Source organism: Methylosinus sp. sav-2, from assembly GCF_004366495.1.
In the GTDB taxonomy this organism is placed as follows: domain Bacteria; phylum Pseudomonadota; class Alphaproteobacteria; order Rhizobiales; family Beijerinckiaceae; genus Methylosinus.
Genome location: NZ_SOEJ01000002.1, coordinates 420,004 through 439,170 on the forward strand (window position 1 = coordinate 420,004; position 19,167 = coordinate 439,170).

At 63.7% G+C, this 19,167-nt stretch carries 18 protein-coding genes and 3 pseudogenes; 7 read left to right on the forward strand and 14 right to left on the reverse strand.

Annotated features, from left to right (window positions below; genetic code table 11):
- Nucleotides 1-113 precede the first annotated feature (113 nt).
- Nucleotides 114-887, forward strand: coding sequence for an adenosylcobinamide-GDP ribazoletransferase (cobS, locus tag EDE12_RS08285; protein ID WP_134188037.1), 774 nt, complete (start codon nucleotides 114-116; stop codon nucleotides 885-887).
- 6 nt (nucleotides 888-893) lie between these two features.
- On the opposite strand, the gene dusA is transcribed toward cobS, so the two are convergent.
- Complete coding sequence (dusA, locus tag EDE12_RS08290) at nucleotides 894-1,907, reverse strand: tRNA dihydrouridine(20/20a) synthase DusA (RefSeq protein ID WP_084768370.1); 1,014 nt, start codon at nucleotides 1,905-1,907, stop codon at nucleotides 894-896.
- A 508-nt stretch (nucleotides 1,908-2,415) separates the two neighbouring features.
- Here dusA and EDE12_RS22085 point away from each other — a divergent pair.
- Both EDE12_RS22085 and EDE12_RS08300 read left to right on the forward strand, forming a co-directional pair.
- Nucleotides 2,416-2,724, forward strand: coding sequence for a hypothetical protein (locus tag EDE12_RS22085; protein ID WP_198022751.1), 309 nt, complete (start codon nucleotides 2,416-2,418; stop codon nucleotides 2,722-2,724).
- 432 nt (nucleotides 2,725-3,156) lie between these two features.
- Nucleotides 3,157-3,468 carry a hypothetical protein gene (locus EDE12_RS08300; protein ID WP_348630678.1) on the forward strand — a complete coding sequence of 104 codons (312 nt, stop codon included), beginning with the start codon at nucleotides 3,157-3,159 and terminating at the stop codon, nucleotides 3,466-3,468.
- A gap of 17 nt (nucleotides 3,469-3,485) precedes the next feature.
- Here the strand turns inward: EDE12_RS08300 and EDE12_RS08305 are convergent, their stop codons facing one another.
- From EDE12_RS08305 to EDE12_RS08325, 6 genes and pseudogenes are all read right to left on the reverse strand, one after another.
- Nucleotides 3,486-4,226, reverse strand: coding sequence for a hypothetical protein (locus EDE12_RS08305; protein WP_026598045.1), 741 nt, complete (start codon nucleotides 4,224-4,226; stop codon nucleotides 3,486-3,488).
- A gap of 135 nt (nucleotides 4,227-4,361) precedes the next feature.
- Complete coding sequence (locus tag EDE12_RS22205; RefSeq protein ID WP_245275720.1) at nucleotides 4,362-5,144, reverse strand: efflux RND transporter periplasmic adaptor subunit; 783 nt, start codon at nucleotides 5,142-5,144, stop codon at nucleotides 4,362-4,364.
- Nucleotides 5,145-5,345: 201 nt separating this feature from the next.
- Nucleotides 5,346-7,637 (reverse strand): annotated as a pseudogene (locus EDE12_RS08310) (heavy metal translocating P-type ATPase); the annotation flags it as partial.
- Nucleotides 7,638-7,697: 60 nt separating this feature from the next.
- Nucleotides 7,698-8,753 carry a DMT family transporter gene (locus tag EDE12_RS08315; protein ID WP_026598046.1) on the reverse strand — a complete coding sequence of 352 codons (1,056 nt, stop codon included), beginning with the start codon at nucleotides 8,751-8,753 and terminating at the stop codon, nucleotides 7,698-7,700.
- Nucleotides 8,754-8,768: 15 nt separating this feature from the next.
- On the reverse strand, nucleotides 8,769-10,409 hold the full coding sequence (locus tag EDE12_RS08320) for an NRAMP family divalent metal transporter (protein ID WP_026598047.1): 1,641 nt from the start codon (nucleotides 10,407-10,409) through the stop codon (nucleotides 8,769-8,771).
- Nucleotides 10,410-10,584: 175 nt separating this feature from the next.
- Nucleotides 10,585-10,821 carry a hypothetical protein gene (locus tag EDE12_RS08325; RefSeq protein ID WP_024879262.1) on the reverse strand — a complete coding sequence of 79 codons (237 nt, stop codon included), beginning with the start codon at nucleotides 10,819-10,821 and terminating at the stop codon, nucleotides 10,585-10,587.
- Nucleotides 10,822-11,502: 681 nt separating this feature from the next.
- Here EDE12_RS08325 and EDE12_RS21815 point away from each other — a divergent pair.
- Nucleotides 11,503-11,916, forward strand: a complete 414-nt coding sequence (locus EDE12_RS21815; RefSeq protein WP_166671841.1) for an isoprenylcysteine carboxylmethyltransferase family protein — start codon at nucleotides 11,503-11,505, stop codon at nucleotides 11,914-11,916.
- 225 nt (nucleotides 11,917-12,141) lie between these two features.
- Here the strand turns inward: EDE12_RS21815 and EDE12_RS08335 are convergent, their stop codons facing one another.
- The 4 genes from EDE12_RS08335 to EDE12_RS08350 all read right to left on the reverse strand — a co-directional run bounded on the left by EDE12_RS08335 (nucleotide 12,142) and on the right by EDE12_RS08350 (nucleotide 15,134).
- Nucleotides 12,142-12,837 (reverse strand): VIT1/CCC1 transporter family protein, encoded by a 696-nt coding sequence (locus EDE12_RS08335; protein WP_026598048.1) that lies wholly within the window; start codon nucleotides 12,835-12,837, stop codon nucleotides 12,142-12,144.
- A 141-nt stretch (nucleotides 12,838-12,978) separates the two neighbouring features.
- The gene (locus EDE12_RS08340) at nucleotides 12,979-14,139 is read right to left on the reverse strand and encodes a TolC family outer membrane protein (RefSeq protein ID WP_051592361.1); all 1,161 of its coding nucleotides are present in this window, start codon (nucleotides 14,137-14,139) and stop codon (nucleotides 12,979-12,981) included.
- Nucleotides 14,136-14,399 (reverse strand): hypothetical protein, encoded by a 264-nt coding sequence (locus tag EDE12_RS08345; RefSeq protein ID WP_024879267.1) that lies wholly within the window; start codon nucleotides 14,397-14,399, stop codon nucleotides 14,136-14,138. The genes EDE12_RS08340 and EDE12_RS08345 overlap by 4 nt, the downstream gene beginning before the upstream one ends.
- A 150-nt stretch (nucleotides 14,400-14,549) precedes the next feature.
- Nucleotides 14,550-15,134, reverse strand: coding sequence for a cytochrome b/b6 domain-containing protein (locus EDE12_RS08350; RefSeq protein ID WP_024879268.1), 585 nt, complete (start codon nucleotides 15,132-15,134; stop codon nucleotides 14,550-14,552).
- Nucleotides 15,135-15,518: 384 nt separating this feature from the next.
- Here EDE12_RS08350 and EDE12_RS08355 point away from each other — a divergent pair, with 384 nt between their 5' ends.
- The gene (locus tag EDE12_RS08355; protein ID WP_245267240.1) at nucleotides 15,519-15,791 is read left to right on the forward strand and encodes a PepSY domain-containing protein; all 273 of its coding nucleotides are present in this window, start codon (nucleotides 15,519-15,521) and stop codon (nucleotides 15,789-15,791) included.
- Nucleotides 15,791-16,436: pseudogene (locus tag EDE12_RS08360) on the forward strand (response regulator transcription factor). The gene EDE12_RS08355 and the pseudogene EDE12_RS08360 overlap by 1 nt, the downstream one beginning before the upstream one ends.
- A gap of 692 nt (nucleotides 16,437-17,128) precedes the next feature.
- On the opposite strand, the gene EDE12_RS22210 reads toward EDE12_RS08360, so the two are convergent.
- From EDE12_RS22210 to EDE12_RS08380, 3 genes and pseudogenes are all read right to left on the reverse strand, one after another.
- On the reverse strand, nucleotides 17,129-17,704 hold the full coding sequence (locus EDE12_RS22210) for a hypothetical protein (protein ID WP_245267241.1): 576 nt from the start codon (nucleotides 17,702-17,704) through the stop codon (nucleotides 17,129-17,131).
- A gap of 88 nt (nucleotides 17,705-17,792) precedes the next feature.
- Entirely contained in the window at nucleotides 17,793-18,200 is a 408-nt protein-coding gene (locus EDE12_RS08375) for a hypothetical protein (protein ID WP_134188039.1), read from the reverse strand.
- A gap of 224 nt (nucleotides 18,201-18,424) precedes the next feature.
- Nucleotides 18,425-18,691, reverse strand: a pseudogene (locus tag EDE12_RS08380) (ATP-binding protein); the annotation flags it as partial.
- 170 nt (nucleotides 18,692-18,861) lie between these two features.
- On the opposite strand from EDE12_RS08380, the gene EDE12_RS08385 reads away from it, so the two are divergent.
- A complete protein-coding gene (locus EDE12_RS08385; RefSeq protein WP_026598049.1) occupies nucleotides 18,862-19,164 on the forward strand; it encodes a DUF1778 domain-containing protein in 303 nt (100 codons plus the stop codon).
- The last annotated feature ends 3 nt before the right edge of the window (nucleotides 19,165-19,167 follow it).

The window sequence follows — 19,167 nt, forward strand, 5'->3', positions numbered from 1 at the left end:
GCGCCGGCCGCGCGGCGACGCGTGGCATGGGCGGAAATCGGAGGCCGCGCCGTGGCGACGGCCGAAATCGCCCCTTCTCGACAAATCGCCTCTTTGGCTTCATGAGGGGGCGCATGTTCCGCCCCTTCATCGACGATTTCCTCGCCTGCCTGCGCTTCTACTCCCGCCTGCCGGTTCCTGCGCCGCGGGGGCATGAGATGCCGGACTTTCGCACCGCGGTGCGGGCGCTGCCGCTCGCCGGCGCGCTGATCGCCCTCGCGCCGGCCTGGACGCTGCTCGCCGCCCATGCGCTCGGCCTGCCGCCGTTCCTCGCCGCCACGCTGGCGCTGGCGGCGCTGGTCGTCGTCACCGGCGCATTGCATGAGGACGGCCTCGCCGATCTCGCCGATGGTTGCGGCGGCGGCGTGACGCGGGAGGAGAAGCTCGAGATCATGCGCGACAGCCGGCTGGGCTCCTACGGCGCCCTCGCGCTGATGCTCTCGCTGGCGCTGCGCCTCGGCGCGCTGACGACGATCGCGCAGCGCGGAGTCTTCGAGGCGGCCGCCATTCTCATTTTCGCAGCGTCGCTCTCGCGCACCGCCGGGCTGCTGCCGATCATGATCCTCGCGCCCGCGCGTGCGGACGGGGCCGGACACGCCGCCATGCGGCCGTTCAAGGAAGCGCTGCAGACGGCGGCGCTGCTGGCGAGCGCCTTCTCCATTCTGCCGATCGCGCTCGGAGTCTCGCCGGTCGCGGCTGTGCTCGCCGGCGCGCTGTCCATCGCCGCGGCCTATGCGACGGCCAAGCTCGCCGAGCGGCAGATCGGCGGCCTCACGGGCGATGTGCTCGGCGGCGCGCAGCAGGCGGCGGAGATCGCGGCGCTGCTCGTGTTCGCGAGCGGCGGCTGAGAGGCGTCAGGCGCTCGCCGCCTCCGCCATGCGCGCCGTCGCGCGCCGCACCTCGTCGACGGCGGAGAGCAGCGTCTCGACGCCGGCGCCGGGCCTCACCGCCTCGCCCGCGAGGCGTCGGCGAAAGGCGCGTGCGCCGGGCCTGCCGGCGAAGAGGCCGAGCATATGCCGCGTCATGTTGGAGAGACGCTCGCCACACTGCAGCTGCGCCTCGATATAGGGAATGAAGGCTTCCACCGCGGCGAAGCCGTCCGCGAGCGGAGCCGCCTCGCCGAATAGCTCTGGATCGACGCGAAGCAGAAGCTCCGGCTCGTGATAGGCCGCGCGGCCGATCATCACGCCATCGACATGGGCGAGATGCAAACGCATATCCTCGAGCGTCGCAATGCCGCCGTTGATCGCGATCGGCAGGTTCGGATAGGCGCGCTTCAGCTCATAGACGAGGCCGTAGTCGAGCGGCGGAACGTCGCGATTCTCCTTGGGCGAGAGGCCCGAGAGCCAAGCCTTGCGGGCGTGGACGACGAGCGCGTCGCAGCCGGCGGCGACGGCGCGCTCGGCGAGGCCGAACAGCGCGGGTTTCGGCTCCTGATCATCGACGCCGATGCGGCATTTGACGGTGACGGGAAGCGCGACCGCATCCTTCATCGCCTTCACGCATTCGGCGACGAGATCGGGACGCAGCATGAGACAGGCGCCGAAAGCGCCGTTCTGCACGCGATCCGATGGGCAGCCGACATTGAGATTGATCTCGTCGAAACCATAGGGCTCGGCGATGCGCGCAGCCTTGGCCAGCTCGCCCGGATCGGACCCGCCGAGCTGCAGCGCGAGCGGGCGCTCGGCCGCGTCGAAGCCGAGCAGCCGATCGCGATCGCCGAAGATCACAGCGCCGGTGGTGAGCATCTCCGTATAGAGCCGCGCGCGGCGCGACATCAGCCGATGGAAGAACCGGCAGTGACGGTCCGTCCAGTCCATCATGGGCGCCACGGAGAATCTAATCTCTTGATTTATAGGCGATGTCATCCTGGTCTCTAGGCCGTAGGTCGGATCGTGTGCACTCTCCCGGACGCCTCGATACGACACTTTTCGCTCCTTTTCGACTTCTCAGTGCACACAGGCCGCACACGAAATGCGACCTTCACGAGGCTCAAATCCGGCTCCTGGCGCGCATGAGTTCAACGCAAGGGGAAATAACGTCAACGAGACGTTTCTCCGCCGGCGCGACGCCGAGGAGTGGGCGCTCGACATAGAGCGCCGGATCGACCGCGGCGAGTCGCCGTCGAAGCGCGCGCGAAAGGGAGCTCGAACATTCGGCGATCTCGTCCGGCTCCATAGAGACGATCTCGCGGAGGTCGGAAAGCGGATCGGCCGGTCGAATGCCGCGAGCCTCAAATCTCTCGAGCGTCGCCTCGGGCGATTGAAGATTTCGGAGCTCGATCGAGAGCGGCTCATTCAATTCGGTCGCGATAGAGCGAAGGAAGGAGCCGGTCCCGTCACGCTCGGCATCGACCTCGGCTACATCAAGACGATTTTGCCGCATGCGGCGGCGGTTCACGGCATTCAGCTTTCAACGGAGCCGACCGACCTCGCACGCATTGCGCTGAACCGTTTGGGATTGGTCGGGAAGGGAAACGAGCGTGATCGTCGGCCGACGCAGGACGAAATCGATCGCATCATCGCGCGATCCGATTTGACGCCGCAGCTGACAATTCCGTTGGGACGGATTGTACGCTTCGCGATCGCGACTGCGATGCGGCTCGATGAAATTTGCCGCGTCGCTTGGGAGGATTTCGATCCTCGATCCTGGAAGTTGGAACGGATCACCCGTGAAAGCGGATAGCCGTCCGGACCGGTTTTGGGCGACGGGCCGAGGTGGGACAAGCCGCGGCCAGTTTCCGCGGCGGCGACCGCGGGCGTCGTTCCGGCGCCGGAGCTGCATGACTCGGCAGGTGGCGAGCGATGTCACACTCGATGCGACGCGCATTAGCTGGGCAACTCATGTCGCGCCACGGAAATCGGGCCGCGATGATCGAGCCACTGCGTCTCACGAGTGTAGGGCTTTGGAGATTCACGAGCCGTTCATCTGCGGAGCGCGATGCTGGCTCATGTCGTCGCCGGGTCGAGCAAGTCCGCATGATGGAGTAGCGGGAATCGCGTGACCGTAACACGGGAGAGAATGTTCATGGACAAGAAGACCGTCGGGCTGGTCGGCGTAATTTCGGCGTTGCCACTCACCGCGGCGCCCGCGGCCGACGCGAGAACGCTCGATCAAGTGATGTCACCCCGCTCCTATGCGGAGCTTCTGCAACCGATACCGAATGCGGCGGCGCTCCTGCGGGAGGCCGAGGCGCGGAAGGCCGTACAATCCGAGCCGCGCATCCAGACGGCGCAATATTATGGCAATCCTTACTACGACGGTTACGGCTACACCTACTATCCGTACCGACGGTGGCGCCACCACCATCACCACCATCACCACCATCATCATGGCTGGGGTTGGGGCGGCTGGGGCTACTACGGCCCGCCGCGCTATCACCACCACCACCACCATCATCATCACCACTGGAATGATGGGCGCTGGTGAGAACACAAGCCGCACCGTCATTCACGACGCGGCTTTTTCTGCTTCTCTTCGGCCGAATGTGCTGCGCCATGCATGCGGCGATAGGTGCCGTCGAAAACCGTGTCGCTCGTCGATAGCCATTGCGAGTCGACGCCGAGCGTTTCACGGCTCGCGTAGACGCGTCGCGCTTGCAATTCGCGTTCGGCCGCCTCGTCGAAGCTCATCGGCTCGAGCTCGATATCACTTTCCGCCGGAATCATGGTGAACTGAGCCATCGGCGTGCCGGTCCGGAAGATATGCGTTTGTCCTTCCATCGGCGATTTGAAAACGAGGAAATAGATCATCGGCCACCATTCGCGGATGATCGCCGGCACTGCGATCGGCGCGGCGCCGGCGCTGTCGGTATAAAAGCTCGGATGAGTCTCGACCTTGATCGCATAGCCGGCTTCTGGCTTGAGATCGAGCAGGAGCTGGTAGGTGTAGAAGCTGCCCCCAAAATCACGAAAGGGCGGCCAGCTGCGGCCAGGACTCGGCGGGGCGCCGAAGTCGCCGTCGAGCATCAGTCGGCCGTCCTTCTTCGAGACGTGCAGCTCGTTCTCGTAGGGGTAGAAAATTTCGACGCCATATTTAGCGTATTCGGAAAACGGCACGCAGTGCCAAGCGTGTTCATGCGAGCCATCCGTGCGCTTCTCCGGCTGCCCTGCCCAGCCGGGGATTTCCATGCGCGTGCGGCGGGGCGCGAGATCGTCGCCGTTCATCCGGAACTTGATTTTTTTCATGAGGATTTCCTTTCGTTCGGAGGCCGCTCCGGCAGCGCGCTCTGCTCGAATTGCCGCGGCGTTCTAGACGGCGGCGTCGGAAGTCTAATGATTCCGGCGGAACGCGGGCGCATCCGAGCAGTCGACGATACACAATTACCTGGGCGTCATTACGGCGACGAAATCGTGGATCGTGAGGGTCGCGACCATGCCCGGTCGCAGCAGCAGATCGGGATTGAACGCCTCTATGACGACACGATACGTCGAAGCGTGGTCGGCATCCGGGGTCGAACGTGAAACTTGCTCGACGATTCCCGAGAATGCGCGCCCTGGCAGAGAAAGCACTCTGAAAGCGACCTGACTGCCGATCCTCGGTTGCCTCAGCTCGCTCGAATGTATCGTGACGACGATCTCGACGACGCTAAGATCGGTCGCGACTTGGAATAGCCGGGCAGGCGCGTCGCGCTCCTCGATCGTAAGGCCCACTTTCACTTCGCGCGCGATCACCGTCCCGTCGACCGGCACGGCCACGGCGGTTTGCGCCAAATGCTCCGCGGCTTCGCTCACGCGATCTCGGCGCAGCGTGCGCAACGCCTCTTCCTGATCCGCCCGCGCTCGCGCGCGGGAAAGAGCGATCTCGGATTGGGCGAGCGTTTTTTTCGACAGAGCCCCGTGATCCGCCTCGGCTCGTTGGCGCTCGAGCCGCTTTTCCATCCGGGCGAGGGCCGCTCTGGCTGTTTCGAGGCGGGCGTCGGCGAGAGCGAGATCGGCTTTTGCTTGCTCGACGGCGGCGCGGTAAGGCTGCGGATCGATCTCGGCGCAAACCTGGCCTGCCGTCACCTTTGTCCCGACGTCACAATAAACCGCTCGGATGGTCCCCGATAGGCGTGTGGAGATCGGCGTGGCGCTCGCCGCCTCGATGACGCCCGTCGCCGTCACGCCGTCTCGCGGCGCATTGCGCTCCCATCGGAAATAGAGCCATCCGCATCCCAGAAGGACCGCGAGAGCCGCCAGCGTCGCGAAAGCCGTTCGTCGAAGGCGCTGTGCGCCAGACGCCGCGCTTATGGCGCGATCGAAAGCCGACGCCGCTTCGGATTTGCGCGTCTGCGGCTCTCGGAGCGATCCGCTTCCGCTGAATTCCGACGCGGCCTGCTCATAGACGTCCTCCTCCTGAGCATTATGGACTCGGACGAGCGTCTCGATCGCTTCGATGATCCGTTGCGCGTCCCGGATCAGATATTTGTCGGGCTCGTGCGAGCGTTGCCCCTCGGCGAGGCGCGCCAGCAGTCGCGCCTGATGGCGAATCTCTCGGTGCGCTCGGCTCATGGCGCCGAGTCCTTGCCCGCTCGGAAGATAATGCGAGATGCGCGGATAAATTTCGCTCTCGTCGTCGCGCTCGTGCGCCAATATGACGTCCGCGACCAGACGATCGGCTTCGTCTATATATTCGCACGCGCGTCGCGGAGACGCCGCGTCCAACGCATCGGCGATCTGCCGCAAGCGATCGAGGCTCTGCTCGATCTTCTCGTGGTCTTCGCGCAACGCCCGTGTCGCTGTCTCCGGCAGAGGGCGCCGAAGGAAGGTCGATCCGCCGCCGAGCGCCCGCAGAGCGTTCAGGATGACGGCGATGTCGATCGCCTCTTGTATCAGCGCGCCGCCCACCGGGCCGATCCAACCGAAGGCCGCCGCTCCCATCGTCGCGAAGGACAGAGTCATTCCGGCGATGATGCTCTGCAGGGCGATGAGGCGGGTCCGGCGCGCGATCGCCACCGCCTCCGAGACGCGGTCCAGCCGATCGACGAGAATGACGACATCCGCCGCCTCGGAGGAGGCGCTCGCGCCGCGCGCGCCCATGGCGACGCCGACATTCGCTGCGGCGAGGGCAGGGGCGTCATTGATTCCGTCGCCGACCATCAGCGTCGGATGCAGGCGTCGCTCGATGGCGACGGCGTCGACCTTGTCGGAAGGGATTCTGTCGGCGAGCACCGCATCGAGATCGAGCGCCGCGCCGATCGTTTCGGCGGCGTCGGCGCGATCGCCTGTGACCATGACGATTCGACCGACGCCCGCATCGCGTAGCGCCTGGATCGCGCGCGGCGTCTCGCGCCGGAGCTCGTCGGCGAGAAGGAGGACTGCGATGAGGCGCCCGTTCGACGAGATGAAGACCGTGAGCGCGGAGCGCCAGGAGGCGCGGCGAGCGGCGCGTGCGGCCCAATCCTCGAGGCCTTCATCGCCCTGCACGAATTGCAGCGCGCCGACGCGCATGTCGCGCCCGTCGACCTTTCCCTCGATCCCGGTTCCGAATGTCTCGCGGACATCGGTGGGAATGTGCAGAGAGAGGCCTCTCTCCGACGCCGCGGCGACGATGGCGGCGGCGACGACATGATGGGACGCTTGCTCGAGCGATGCGGCGAGCCGCAGGGCTTCGTTCGCGTCTCGATCCGGACCCGTCTCTATCGCGACGAGCCGCGCGCCGCCGACCGTGAGCGTGCCGGTCTTGTCGAACATCACCGTATGCGTCCGAGCAAGCGCCTCGAGCGGTCCGCCGCCTTTAATCAGGATGCCGCGTCGCGCCGCCCGCGACGCGCCCGCGACGAATGCGGCCGGCGCCGCGAGAATCAACGGGCAGGGCGTGGCGGCGACCAGCACCGCCAATCCGCGAATAGGATCCTGCGAAAGCGCCCAGGCGGCTCCTGCGGCCAGCAGGGCCACGGGCAAGAACAGCAGCGCATAGCGATCCGCCATTCTGATGAAAGGAGCTTTCGCTGTCTGCGCGGCGGTCGCGAGCTCGACGATTCCGGCGTAGGTGCTGTCGCCCGACGCGGCGCTCGCCCGCATTTCGAATGTCTCGCCGGCGTTGACTGTTCCGCTCGAGGCTGCTTCTCCCCTGCGTCTCGCGACAGGAAGCGGCTCGCCGGTCACCGCGGACTCATCGAGCAGCGCATTCGGTTCGACGATCAGGCCATCCGTCGGCACGACCTCGCCGGCCCGAACCAGCAATAGATCCCCGACCGCGACATCGTCGATCGGTATGTCCTCGATCCGATCGTCGATCCGTCGATGAGCGGTGCGCGGCGCGCGATCGATCAGCGCTTTCAGGTCGCGTTCGGCGCGACCGACCGCGATATCTTCGATGACGCTGCCGCCGGCATACATCACCGCTACGATCACTGCCGCCAAAGCTTCGCCGAGCGCCAGCGCCGCCGACATGGAGAGAAGCGCGATCACGTCGACGCCGGCGCGTCCAGCGAGCAGATCGCGCGCGATCGAGACAGCGAGGCTCGCGGCGACCGGAACCGTTCCCGCCGCCCAAATCCATTTGGCTAGATCTTGGTGGCTGAAAAAAGCTGCGCAAAGCCCCGCCGCGAGAGCGGTGGAGGCGAGCAGAATCAGTGCTCGGCGCCAGATCCGCCCTTTTGCCGTCGGACTCATCCTCGTTCCGCTCTCGATGCCCTCGGCGCGGGAGGGGAGGTGCAGACGTTCGGTCTTCGATCAATGATCGTGTCGGTGATGCGTGTCGGGCATATGAGGATGCGCGTGCAGCAGCGGCTCATGCGCGTGCCAATGTGTGTGCGGCTGGCCGTTCTCATGATCGGAGTGGTCTCCGTGCCGATGATGCTCGTCGTGAACATGCGAATGCGAATGTTCGACGGCTTCGTGCGAATGCTCGTGCTCATGGCGTTCGGTCAGATGCAGCCAGACGCCCGCGGCCATCAGCGCCGCTCCGGCGACGAGCTGCAGGGTCAAAGGCTCGCGCAGCGCCACGACGGAGACGGCCGCGCCGAGGAAGGGCGCAGTGGAGAAATAGGCGCCGGTGCGCGCCGTGCCGAGATGGCGGAGAGCCAGCACGAACAGCGCCAGGCTGACGCCATAGCCGAGGAAGCCGACGACGCTCGCGGCGCCGATCAGCGGGATGGCGGGCATGCGAGCGCCGGCGAATAGCCCAATTCCGAGATTGACCGAGCCGGCGACGATTCCCTTGATCTCGACGATTTGCAGCGGATCGGAGAGCGAGACTCTGCGTGTGAGGTTATTGTCGACGGCCCAGGCGAGGCAGGCCGCGGCAATCGCGAGAGGCCCGAGCGCTCCAGAAAGGCTCGGCGCTCCCGACCAGGCGAGGCAGAGCGATCCTGCGACGATGAAAGCCATGCCGAGGGCGATGCGACGATCGAAAGGCTCGCGAAACACGAACCATGCGATGGCCGCAGTGAAGACGCCCTCGAGCGTGAGCAGCAATGAGGCCGTCGCGGCTTCCGCATGGGCGAGGCCGAACATCAGCAGCAATGGGCCGGCGACGCCGCCCGCCAGCGTCGCCGCTCCCATCCACGGCCAATCCGATCCAGTAAGCGTCGCCTCTTCTGCGCGGATCGCGAAGCCGAGCCGAAGCGGGAGACGGCGCAGCAGGGCGACTCCGACGCCGGCGCCGCTATAGAGCAGGCCGGCGAGGATGCGCTGATCTATATCCGCGAGGAGCAGCTTGGCGGCTGGCGTCGAGACCCCGAACAGAGCCGCCGAGAGCAGCGCATAGGAGATGGCTTTTGCTTTCATGTTTGGCGCGTGCATTCAGTGAGTCACTGCGAGCGCGACGATCCGCGCGAGAACGAGGCCTCCCGCGAGCAGTAGATAGCAGCGTAGCACGCTCATCCATATGCGGCTCGTCATCGAGAGCTTCGCCGGCGGCAGCGCATGTAGCGGCGGCATGCGCCAGCTGTCGCGGGCGTGACGGCCGATAGCGCCCCGCGCCGTGCGCCGCCTCGTGCGGAGAGCGCCCGTCGCGACGGCGATGGCCGCAGTTGCAATCGAGCCGCCGCCGAGGATCGACAGAATGACGGTCTCGTTTGTCTGCTCCGGGAACAAGACGGAAGCGGTCAAAATGATCGACAACATCACTAGGACCGCGACGATCACGCCTGTGAACAGATTCATGCCCCAGCCATTGACCCAGGGGCCGAGAACCGCCTCGTCATTGCAGAGAAGCAGCAGAAACACGGTCGCGCTCGGTAGCAGGACGCCGGCTAGCGTCTGCACGGCGTTGGTCAGCAGGCCGAGCGGCGCGCCCGGCGTCAGCACGAGGCCCGCCGAAACGACGATGAGCGCGAAATAAACGCCGTAGAAGCCCTTGGCGTCGGACGGCTTGCGATGTAGCGAATGCTTCAACGACAGCACGTCGCCGAGCGCATAGGCCGTGGACAGCGACACCGCCGCGGCGCCGATGACGCTCGCGTCGATCAGCGCCAGAGCGAATAATATGCCCGGCAAGCGCCCGGCATATCGGCCCAAGCCCTCCGCTACGGCGCCGGCGTCGGTGAAGTTTCCAGCTTCGGGACGTCCGGCGAAGGCCGCCGCCGTGAAGGCCATCATCGCCGCCGCGCCGATGACGACGAGCGCTATGCCGAGCCAGAGGTCGATGCGCTCATAGCGAATGAAACGCGGCGTGATGCGCTTGTCGATCACATAGCTCTGCTGGAAGAAGAGCTGCCAGGGCGCGATGGTCGTGCCGACGATCGCTATGATGAGCAGCATGACATCGCTGAGTTTGCCATCCTTGGGCAGCTGCACGAGGAACATATCGCGTGCGACCTCCGCTATCGGCGGATGAATCATCACGAAGATCGGAATGAGAACGAGACTGCCTGCGCAGAGCGCCAGAGCGAAGCGCTCGAAGCGACGGAAGTCGCCCGTGCCGACAGCCGCCATGATGACGACGGCCGACAGCGCCACGCCGAGCTCCCGCGAGACGCCGAGATAGGAGAGCGCGAGAGATATTCCGATGAATTCGGTGACGATGGTCAGCGCGTTGAGCAGAAACAGATCGATGACGCTGAAGGCGCCCCAGAATTTGCCGAAACGCTCAACGATGAGCCGGGCGTGTCCGACGCCGGTGACGGCGCCGAGCCGCAACACCATCTCCTGATTGACGTAGAGCACGGGAACGAGCAGCAGCAGCGTCCACAGCAGGCTCGTGCCGTAGTTCTGGCCCGCCTGAGTGTAGGTCCCGAAGGCGCCCGCGTCATTGTCGCCCACCATGACGATGAGACCAGGACCGACAATCGCGAGAAGCGTCTGGAGGCGGCGCTTGAAGCCGATGCGCGGACCGTGATCGGCATGATGGATCGTGCCTAGCGCGCCACGAATATGGCCGATATGGGCCTCGTCGAGAACGGCGCTTTCGGTGGTTTCAGTCGGATTGAAATGCAGCGTCATGGCTCGCCTCTTCTCCGGCGGCAGGCGAGCCCTCGCGAGAGCTCACGCCCTCTGGAGCGCCCGCGCTCTCGCGCCCGGGCAAATTCGGATCGGGATGGATTTCGACGCGCCCGCCGGACGGAGCTCGCGCTCGCCGGCGGGCCTGGTTGGGCCGGGGTTCATTCGATCTCTCCGATCAGCCGGCGAGGCGCGAAGGGGGCGGCTCGCCATTGTCCTGCGTGAGGCGAGCGTCGGCCTCCGCCTCGTCGGTCCACACGCACAGAAGACGTCCCGAGGCGGCGTCGAGCGTCCAGACGCAAAGCGGCGCCCGCCGCGCGCGACGGCGAAACGCGACGATCTGCGCCTCGGCGCGGAACGAAGGCGCGCTCCGAGCGAACGGGCGCGCGAATGCGATTGCGGTGAGCTTGTTCATCGCTCATCTCCTTCTTGGCCGTTGTGATCCACGGCCCGGAGCATGAGCGGCAGGCAGGAGCCTCTAGGCCCTCGCGACGCCTCTCACGCGGTCTCCGAGACCGCGGATGGTTTCGATGTCGAGTGGCGTCGCGAGCGCAGACGAGGCTGCGGGCGCGGCGCCGAAGCGGCTACTGCCCATGTTTCTTTCTTGGGTTGTCGGAGTCGACGGCGGGGGCGAAGCCCAGCCATCCGACGGCGATATCGTTCCCGAAACTGTGGTTGTCAAGCACAAATCGCAGGATAGCGCGACCGCCATTACCAATCGGTGAAGCGAGTAGCCGAAGGAGCGCGCTCGGAGGATGTTCGAGGCTCGCGTCCGGTCGCGTCGACAAGCGCGGATCGATCGGCTAAGCCGAGACAGCGGGGCGTTCGCCGGACCGCGACATGTTTCGAACCGATGACGGAAGGTCGAATGAGGCGATCATACCTGAAAGCGAAGTTGCTCGATCTCATTTTTGCGAGCCCCGTGGTCGCATGGTTCTCCCTCGGAGTTTATGGCTCGTCTCAGATGATGGGCTCGTCCGAAGGACTTCTCGTGAATGTCTCTCTCGCGGCCAATATCGTGCTTCTCTGTCTCATAATGCTCGCGATTTTGCTGCGGCCTCCGTCTCTGCGGACCGCGAAAGGCGTTCTGCCGAAATTGGCTGGAGCCGCCGGCTTTCTCTTGCCGAGCTTTATCGTCGCTGTTCCGGCAGTCGATTTGTCGCCTTCGACGAAGGCGGTTTCCGTCGGCCTGGTCCTCCTCGGAACGCTCGTCTCCATCGCGGCTACAATTTGGCTCGGCCGCAGTTTCAGCATTCTTCCGCAAGCTCGCGCTCTGGTGACAGAAGGACCGTATAGGCTCGTGCGTCATCCGCTCTATGCTGGAGAATTATTGGCTCTGATCGGCATCATGTTTCGATATCAGCAGCCGTGGGCGCTGTGTTTGACGCTGCTTTCGATCGCTATTCAATTTCCGCGCATGAATTTCGAGGAGCGCGTGCTGGCAGAAGCATTCCCATCATACAAGGAATATGCGGGCCGCACCGCGAGGCTGATCCCCGGCGTTTACTGACCCTTCGCTCACGATTACGACGTGGGAAACAATCGCTGCCGCCATGCGGGTGGTTCCGACCGTCGCGTCACCCGCCCCGCTTTTCGGAGCTGCGATCAAAGACGCCCGCGCCGGACCGTCCGGTTTCCAACGCGCCTTTCCTTCTCGAGCCTTGCCGCAATAGCAGGCCCAATGCGACATTGTATGGGACGATGCTGGCGGCCGAACCAAGAGCGCCGGCTCTCGTTACCCGAATGCGCGAGCCAGACCGAAGGCCGCCGAGGCGGCAAGTCCCCCCACGGCCAGTGTCTGAATTGCAGCGCGCACTCGATCGACGCCGGTGAAATGCCCTTTCGCCGCGCCGAACGCCAGCAACGCCACACCTGTGGCGAGAACGGACCTTAGAAGCGCGGTTTCGACGCTGTCTGTCGTCATGTAGGGAATGAGTGGCGTGAGCCCGCCAACAACATAGGCGAGTCCAATGGTCAGCGCGCTCGCCAGCGCTCGTCGCGGATCAGGCTTCTCCAGCCCGACCTCGAAGCGCATCATGAAATCGATCCACCGTTCCTTGTCGGCTGATATGGCGGCGACAAGCGATTTCAGCGGATCGCCGGTCAGGCCGTATCCTTGGAGAAGCTGCTCGATCTCGTGAATTTCATGGTCGCGCATGAGGTCGATCTCTCGACCTTCCCGCGCCGCCTCCGAGAGATAGTGTTGTGCGTCGGTCCGTGCGGCCAGAAAGCCTCCGAGACCCATTGCGATGGCGCCCGCGGCAATTTCGGCAAGACCGGCTGTCACGATCACGTCGGTGTTTGCGACCGCGGCCGACAGGCCCGCGGCAAGAGCGAAGGGCACGGTCAAGCCGTCCGCCATGCCGATCACGATATCGCGGACCATTTCCGTGGCGGTGAAGTGCTTTTCAACATGGGGCGTTATAGGCATCGATCGAGTTCCCGAGACAGCGCCAGCTTCGAGTAAGGGGCGATTATGACAGCAGATCAACGGCGATCGCATAGGATGCCTCGTCGAGAGACGAGGGCGCGATCTAGAGCCGCGGACTCTTGTCAGTCCGCCGAATTGCATTTACCGACCATTGAGTAGGAAGCGATCGGACCACTTGTCGCTGACTTCTCCGAAATGGGTTCCGGGGTCGTGTTCTTCGACGTTCAAAGCGAGGGAGCCCGCAGACAGTCGACCCGCGGCCGCGAGAACCGCATATGAAGCGACAACGCGATCCCTCTGGGCGACAATGAGTCCGATACGTGCGCTCAGCAATTCCCGCTGGGCGTTGCGAATATCGAGCGTGGCTCGCATGCCCGCCTTCGCCTCCTCCCGGACGCCGAATAGAGCGCGTTCCGCGGCTGCGATCTGTGCGCGAGCCGCGACGATCTGAGCTAATGCAGATTGTAGAGCGCCCCAATTCGAACGCATGGACGCCGTCAGCTCCGCGCGCGTCACATCCACGTCGAACCGTTTCTGTCCGGCGCTCTCCTTCGCTTGACGGACCCGAGCGGAGGTCGCACCGCCTGCGTAAATTGGAACCGACAGCCGACCGAGCACTTGCACGCCGACGGCTTGGTTGCTCCGCCCATCGACATCGGACTGCGTGAAGACATTCGCGACCATCGAGATGCTGGGCAAGAATTCCGCTTCAGCGATCCTGATAGCGAGATCGGCCACATCGGCATCACGCGCGGCGGCGAGAACGAGTGGATGCTCGCTCTGCGCCGCACGCTCCGCCTCCGCGAGCGACTTCGGCAATAAGCGATCGGCGGATCTCGCTGGGGCGAGCTCTTTCGGCTCACTCCCGATCACTTGCCTATAGGTCGCGATACTGGTGTCGAGCGTTGTGCGAGAGATCGCCGCCTGTGAGCGACCAGCGGCCAACCGCGCCTCGGCTTGTGCGATATCGGTCACAGTGACTTGGCCGGCGGCCGCGCGCTCCTTCGTTTGGCGCAATTGCTCGTCGAGCACCGCCACATTGTTCCGATGGAGACCGAGAACAGCGGTATCTCGCAACACATTCGTATAGGCGATGACGCCGTCGAGCAGAACGCGTTGCTCCGTGAACCGCAGACGCTGGCGAGCGGCGAACACGCCTGCTTCCGCGGCGTGGGTCGCATTGGTCGCCCTGAACCCGTCGAAAAGCAGCTGCTCGACGCTCAGCGTCGCAGAACGGGGTAAAGAATGCCCGGCCTGAATGCTCTGGACGTAACTCGGATCCCAGACATTGCCGTTGTTCACGTCGATCGCACTCGAAACGGATCCCCGCTTTCCACCCAGTCTCCGATGTTCTTGCGCAATTCGGCGACCGTGCCGACCACCTTAGCGGCGATATGCCCGACTCGGTCGGTGTCAGCCGAAGCAAGCGCAGGGACGTTGATGCGTCTCGTCAGGACGCCGCCGTGCACTGGTTGAATGGCGAATTCCGCCGCCGCGAACTGCTCCTCCGTCAATTTGATGAGTCCGTCGACCGGGTCCGACGCCTTTTGGGCGTCGATCACGGGCGATTTCGGCGCAAGAAGGTAACGGAGAGGTTCCGAGATCTGCGGAAAGTGAGAGCCGACGAATGCGCTCGCGACACCGACAGAAACGAGGGCGATCTTGCCTGGGGCGCGGGGCTCGGCGCGTCGTCGCCCGTGGATGCGGGATGTTCATGCTCTGGCCCGCCGACCCGCGCAGAACAGCATGAACGCAGCGAGGCGACGTTTGAACAACAGCATGTAGCTCGCGTGTGCGATGACGAAGCCGAGCAGGAATTTCGCCGACGCTTCGTGGACCTCGGTGATCCAGGATTCGTTTTTGTTGCTTTCACGGCGGTCACGGTTCGCGATCGACGACGGCCCGACGTCGTGATTGCTTGACGTGCGCCGTTCCGAAGCTGAGGAAAAAGTGGTTTCTGCTCGGCGAGAGGGGGGAGACGAAGGCGGGCGATCCGCCAACACTCCGGTCACGACTGTCGAGACCAGCGCAAGAGCCACTCCCGAGAGGAGAAGCTTGCTCACCGCGGGGTGATCGAACCAGCGGACGTGGCCGAGTTCCGTGAACCCCGGAAAAAACCGAGAGATTCCGAGCTGGCGAGCCTCGACGACGCCCCAGATAATGCGGACGATCAGGATGAACGTCACGCCATAGCCGAGCCATTCGTGAATGGGGCCGAGTTCCCCGCTGACATAAGCCGATAGCGCCAGCCCTGCCAGGGCGGCATGATAAAGACGGATTTTTTCGGGAAGGGTCATTTCGGACTCCGTTCGAGGACGCCAATCGCAGGCCAAAGCCAGTTTCAACAGCTCTTGGGCTGCCGTGTTCGCGTCTCGCGTCGACCTTCGGGTTCGACGCCCAAAAGCCGTGGCGGCGCTGGGAGGAATTCCACCGTCGGCGCAGAGTGCGTTACGCGGTCTCGACTTGGCGCTGTGAAGGTGTGACGCATTGTCGTATTTTCTCACGGGGTCGAGGAGGGGCAGATCTGCGTCGACGGGGCGTGTTCTTACAGGACGAGACCTGTCGATCCGCTGTCGAGACCTGTCAGGGATTTGTCAGCTATCTCGCGCGATACAGGGTTCATGGGACGAGGAATCGGACATAGCTGTGCGGCCGCGCTGCTCCTGGGAACGGCCGTCGCCATGGGCGCTGGCGACGCCTTCGCTGTGGAGGAGCGCCTTCGGCGCGAAGATCACGACGTGGCTCGAGCAGCGCTCGAAAGGGGCGAAATTCTGCCGCTCGAGAAGATACTCGCCAGGGTGCGGGAGAGCGTTCGCGGTGACGTCGTCGGAGTCGAGCTGGAGCGAGACCGCGGCGCCTGGATATACGAAATCAAAATCATCGGCCCCGGCAGCGCTATGATCGAAGCGCGCGTCGATGCTCAAACGGGTAAAATCGTCAGGAGAGGCGACTGATGCGCGTCCTGCTCGCGGAGGACGACGAGCGCATCGCGCGAAACGTGAGCGCATCGCTGAACGAAGCGGGATATGTGGTCGATTGGGAAGCCGATGGCCAAGAAGCCTGGTTCAAACGCCGCGGTCATCCTCGATCTGGGCCTACCGAGCATGGACGGCCTCTCGATTCTCAAGAAATGGCGAGGCGGTGGACGCTCCATGCCGATTCTCATACTCACGTCTCGAGACAGCTGGCTCGAGCGCGTGGACGGGATCAATTCGGGAGCCGACGATTATTTGCCGAAGCCTTTCCGAATGGAAGAATTGCTGGCGCGACTGCGAGCCATCGTGCGTCGATCCACCGGCTTGTTTGCGCCCATCGTCACAGTAGGAGATCTGAATCTAGACACGCGTCAGATGCGGGTCAGCCTGAACGGGAAGCTGGTATCTCTCACGCCGCAGGAATACAGGCTGCTCAGCTATTTGATGCATCACTCCGGCCGAGTGGTGCCGAATGCGGAGTTGTTGGATCAGCTTTTTTCCCATGACAGCGACAAGACCGAGAACGCGGTCGAGGTCTTGGTCGGACGCGTGCACAAAAAAGTCGGTTCGGAGCGCATCGAGACGCGGCGTGGATTCGGCTACATTGTCGGCGGCGGCAAATGAGGGCGAAATCGCTTCGGCTGAGGTTGTCGATCACCGCATCCCTCTCTCTTTGCGTTGCTCTGGTTCTGGCGGGCGTCGCGCTGGTGGCATTGTTCGAACGATATGTGATACGTCGCGTCGGCGTCGAGCTCGACACTTACATTCGGCAATTGGCGGCGAATGTGTCATTGGGTCCCGATGGAGCTCTGCAACTCGGCAGACCGCTCGCGGATCCACGCTTCGACCAGCCGCTCAGTGGTCTCTATTGGCAAATCGTCGAGGATGGGGCCGGCGTCAAACTGCGGTCGCGGTCCCTATGGGACCACGTCATCGATCTGCCGAATGACGAGATCGAATCTGGAATCGCCCACCATCACGACCTCCCCAGGCCGAATGGCGAGACTCTATTTCTCGGGGAACGCCGCGTGAATTACGCGACGGAGGGAGGCAGTCGGCGCTTGCGGATCACCGCCGCCGTCGACCGGAATGAAATCCTCGAGGCGAGAACGGAGTTTGCTGGCGATGTCGCTGTTTCGCTCGCGGTGCTGGCGCTCATTCTGTTGGCGTCGTCATGGGGACAGATCGCGGTTGGCCTGAGGCCGTTAGAGGCGCTCCGGCGGAACGTCAACGCGGTTCGAGCAGGAGAGAAGAAATCGATTACAGTCGATGGCCCCGAAGAGATCATGCCTCTGGTGGCCGAAGTGAACTCCCTGCTAGAAGCGAAAGCGAAAGCGGTCGAAAGCGCCAAGGCGCGCGCCGCCAATCTGGCGCACGCCTTGAAGACGCCTCTCGCCATTCTCGCGACGGATGCGGAACGGCTCCGGAAGGATGGTCGAGATGAGATCGCCGACGAGCTCCATGAGCTTGCGTTCGGCATGCGGCGTCACATAAATCGAGAGCTGTCGCGGGCGCGGTTGCAGTCGCTCGCTGGGTCGCCTGTCCAATCGACGCCTCTTCGAAACGTGGTGGAAAGCTTGACGAGAGCGTTCATGCGAACGCCGCGTGGCGGCGCTCTGTCCTGGCGATTGGACATTCCTGCGGATGTGACGATCGGCATGGGCGTCGAAGAAGCCACGGAGCTGTTTGGCGCGCTCCTGGAAAATGCGGTCAAATGGGCGGCCACGGAAGTCCACGTATCGGCGGAACGCGAACGCGTGTTGTCGATCCTCGTCGAGGGACGACGGCCTAGGAATTCCCCCCGAAAAGCTCGTCGAGCTCGGACAACGTGGCGTTCGACTCGACCAAAAGACCGAGGGCGCCGGGCTCGGGCTCTCGATCTCGTCGGACATCGTCGACGCCTATGGCGGACAAATTCGCTTTGGGACGCGCAGCCCTCATGGGTTTCAGGCGATCATCACACTGCCGGCATGATGGCGCTCAGAAGCATTTGTTCGCCTTCAGCTCGTAGACCCAGGCGGCGCACTCGTTCTGGCGCCCGCCGTGCTGCCTCATGCAATTATTGTAATTCGTTTCGATCGCCAGACACAATGCGACTTTGGGATCGGCCTGCGGAACGAAGCGGCGCCTGTTTTGGTCTTCATCGTAATCACGCGGCCCTTCTTGGCTTCGGCGCCATTCTTCATACTCGCGCCGGCGGTGTCGCTCGCGCCATTCCTCGCGCATCTCGTCGAGGCGGGCGCAAGCTTCTTCGTCGCCATGCTCGCAATCCTCGTGAAGGCGATGCATATAGTCTCTTCGGCGGTCCTCCTCTTCCTCTTGGGCGCGTGCCAGAGTAGGGGCCATCGTTACGATCAACCCGACGACAATCGCTTGTGTCCATTTCATGGATCGGCCTTTTCCACCGTACTGAAGGGACCACGCGACCCTCCTTTGAAACCATATAGATGGTGTCCAATTGACGAGTTATTAACGATCTCATCGTCGGGCTTTTTACGTCTATCATTACAATTGCTGTCGATTTCCGTCGAGATTTGACCCAGGATTTCCATTGAGAAGTGACCCGGGTTGAAGATGGCTTGCGGGTCAGTCGGTCGTCATGTTTTGGTCTTCTACTTTGCTGGCTTGTCCGCCTTCGCCGAGCTGTTCTTAAACCGGAAGCTGTCGTTCCCGGTTTCGAGGATGTGGCAGCGGTGAGTGAGGCGATCGAGCAGAGTCGTCGTCACCTTGGCGTCGCGTCACCTTGGCGTCGCCGGAGACGGCGGCCCATTCGCCGAAGCTCAGATTCGTCGTGATGATGACGCTGGTCCGCTCGTAGAGCTTGCTCAGCAGATGGAACAGCAGCGCCCCCTGGAGCCGCTGAACGGCAGGTAGCCGAGCGCGAAGCCGCCGCCGCAATCTGACACGATGATTTTTTGAGCGGGCGAAGGATTTGACCCCTCGACCCCAATCTTGACCAGGTTGCGTGCCGCGTTTGGCGTAGCCAGCGGAACAATCCAATGTCGCCGATCTTGTATTGGCCGTACATTGTGGCGAGGAGAAAAAGGTCATGACGGACGCCGCATCCAGACTTGGTGGGAGACGCACCCGAGCAGAGCGATTGGAGGCCCGTGTCACCGCCGAGCAAAAGAACCTGATCGAGCGAGCGGCGGCCCTGCAAGGACGGTGCGTCACCGATTTCGTGCTGACCAGCGTCCAGGACGCCGCCCGGAGAGCTATCGAGGAACATGATCAGCTGTCGCTCTCGGTTCGTGACAGCGAAGCATTCGTCGATGCGCTGCTCAACCCGAAGCCGGTCAATGATCGTCTTCGTGATACGGTACGCCGCTATCGCGAGCGAACCGGCTTTTGACGC

Coding starts and splice junctions, on each gene's coding strand:
- EDE12_RS22210 (WP_245267241.1), bottom strand. CDS start 17,704: ATGTCCGACGAGATCGAGAGCCCGAGCCCGGCGCCCTCGGTCTTTTGG.
- EDE12_RS08350 (WP_024879268.1), bottom strand. CDS start 15,134: ATGACCCTTCCCGAAAAAATCCGTCTTTATCATGCCGCCCTGGCAGGG.
- EDE12_RS08385 (WP_026598049.1), top strand. CDS start 18,862: ATGACGGACGCCGCATCCAGACTTGGTGGGAGACGCACCCGAGCAGAG.
- EDE12_RS08315 (WP_026598046.1), bottom strand. CDS start 8,753: ATGAAAGCAAAAGCCATCTCCTATGCGCTGCTCTCGGCGGCTCTGTTC.
- EDE12_RS08355 (WP_245267240.1), top strand. CDS start 15,519: ATGGGCGCTGGCGACGCCTTCGCTGTGGAGGAGCGCCTTCGGCGCGAA.
- dusA (WP_084768370.1), bottom strand. CDS start 1,907: ATGACATCGCCTATAAATCAAGAGATTAGATTCTCCGTGGCGCCCATG.
- EDE12_RS08305 (WP_026598045.1), bottom strand. CDS start 4,226: ATGAAAAAAATCAAGTTCCGGATGAACGGCGACGATCTCGCGCCCCGC.
- cobS (WP_134188037.1), top strand. CDS start 114: ATGTTCCGCCCCTTCATCGACGATTTCCTCGCCTGCCTGCGCTTCTAC.
- EDE12_RS08320 (WP_026598047.1), bottom strand. CDS start 10,409: ATGACGCTGCATTTCAATCCGACTGAAACCACCGAAAGCGCCGTTCTC.
- EDE12_RS08325 (WP_024879262.1), bottom strand. CDS start 10,821: ATGAACAAGCTCACCGCAATCGCATTCGCGCGCCCGTTCGCTCGGAGC.
- EDE12_RS08375 (WP_134188039.1), bottom strand. CDS start 18,200: ATGAAATGGACACAAGCGATTGTCGTCGGGTTGATCGTAACGATGGCC.
- EDE12_RS08335 (WP_026598048.1), bottom strand. CDS start 12,837: ATGCCTATAACGCCCCATGTTGAAAAGCACTTCACCGCCACGGAAATG.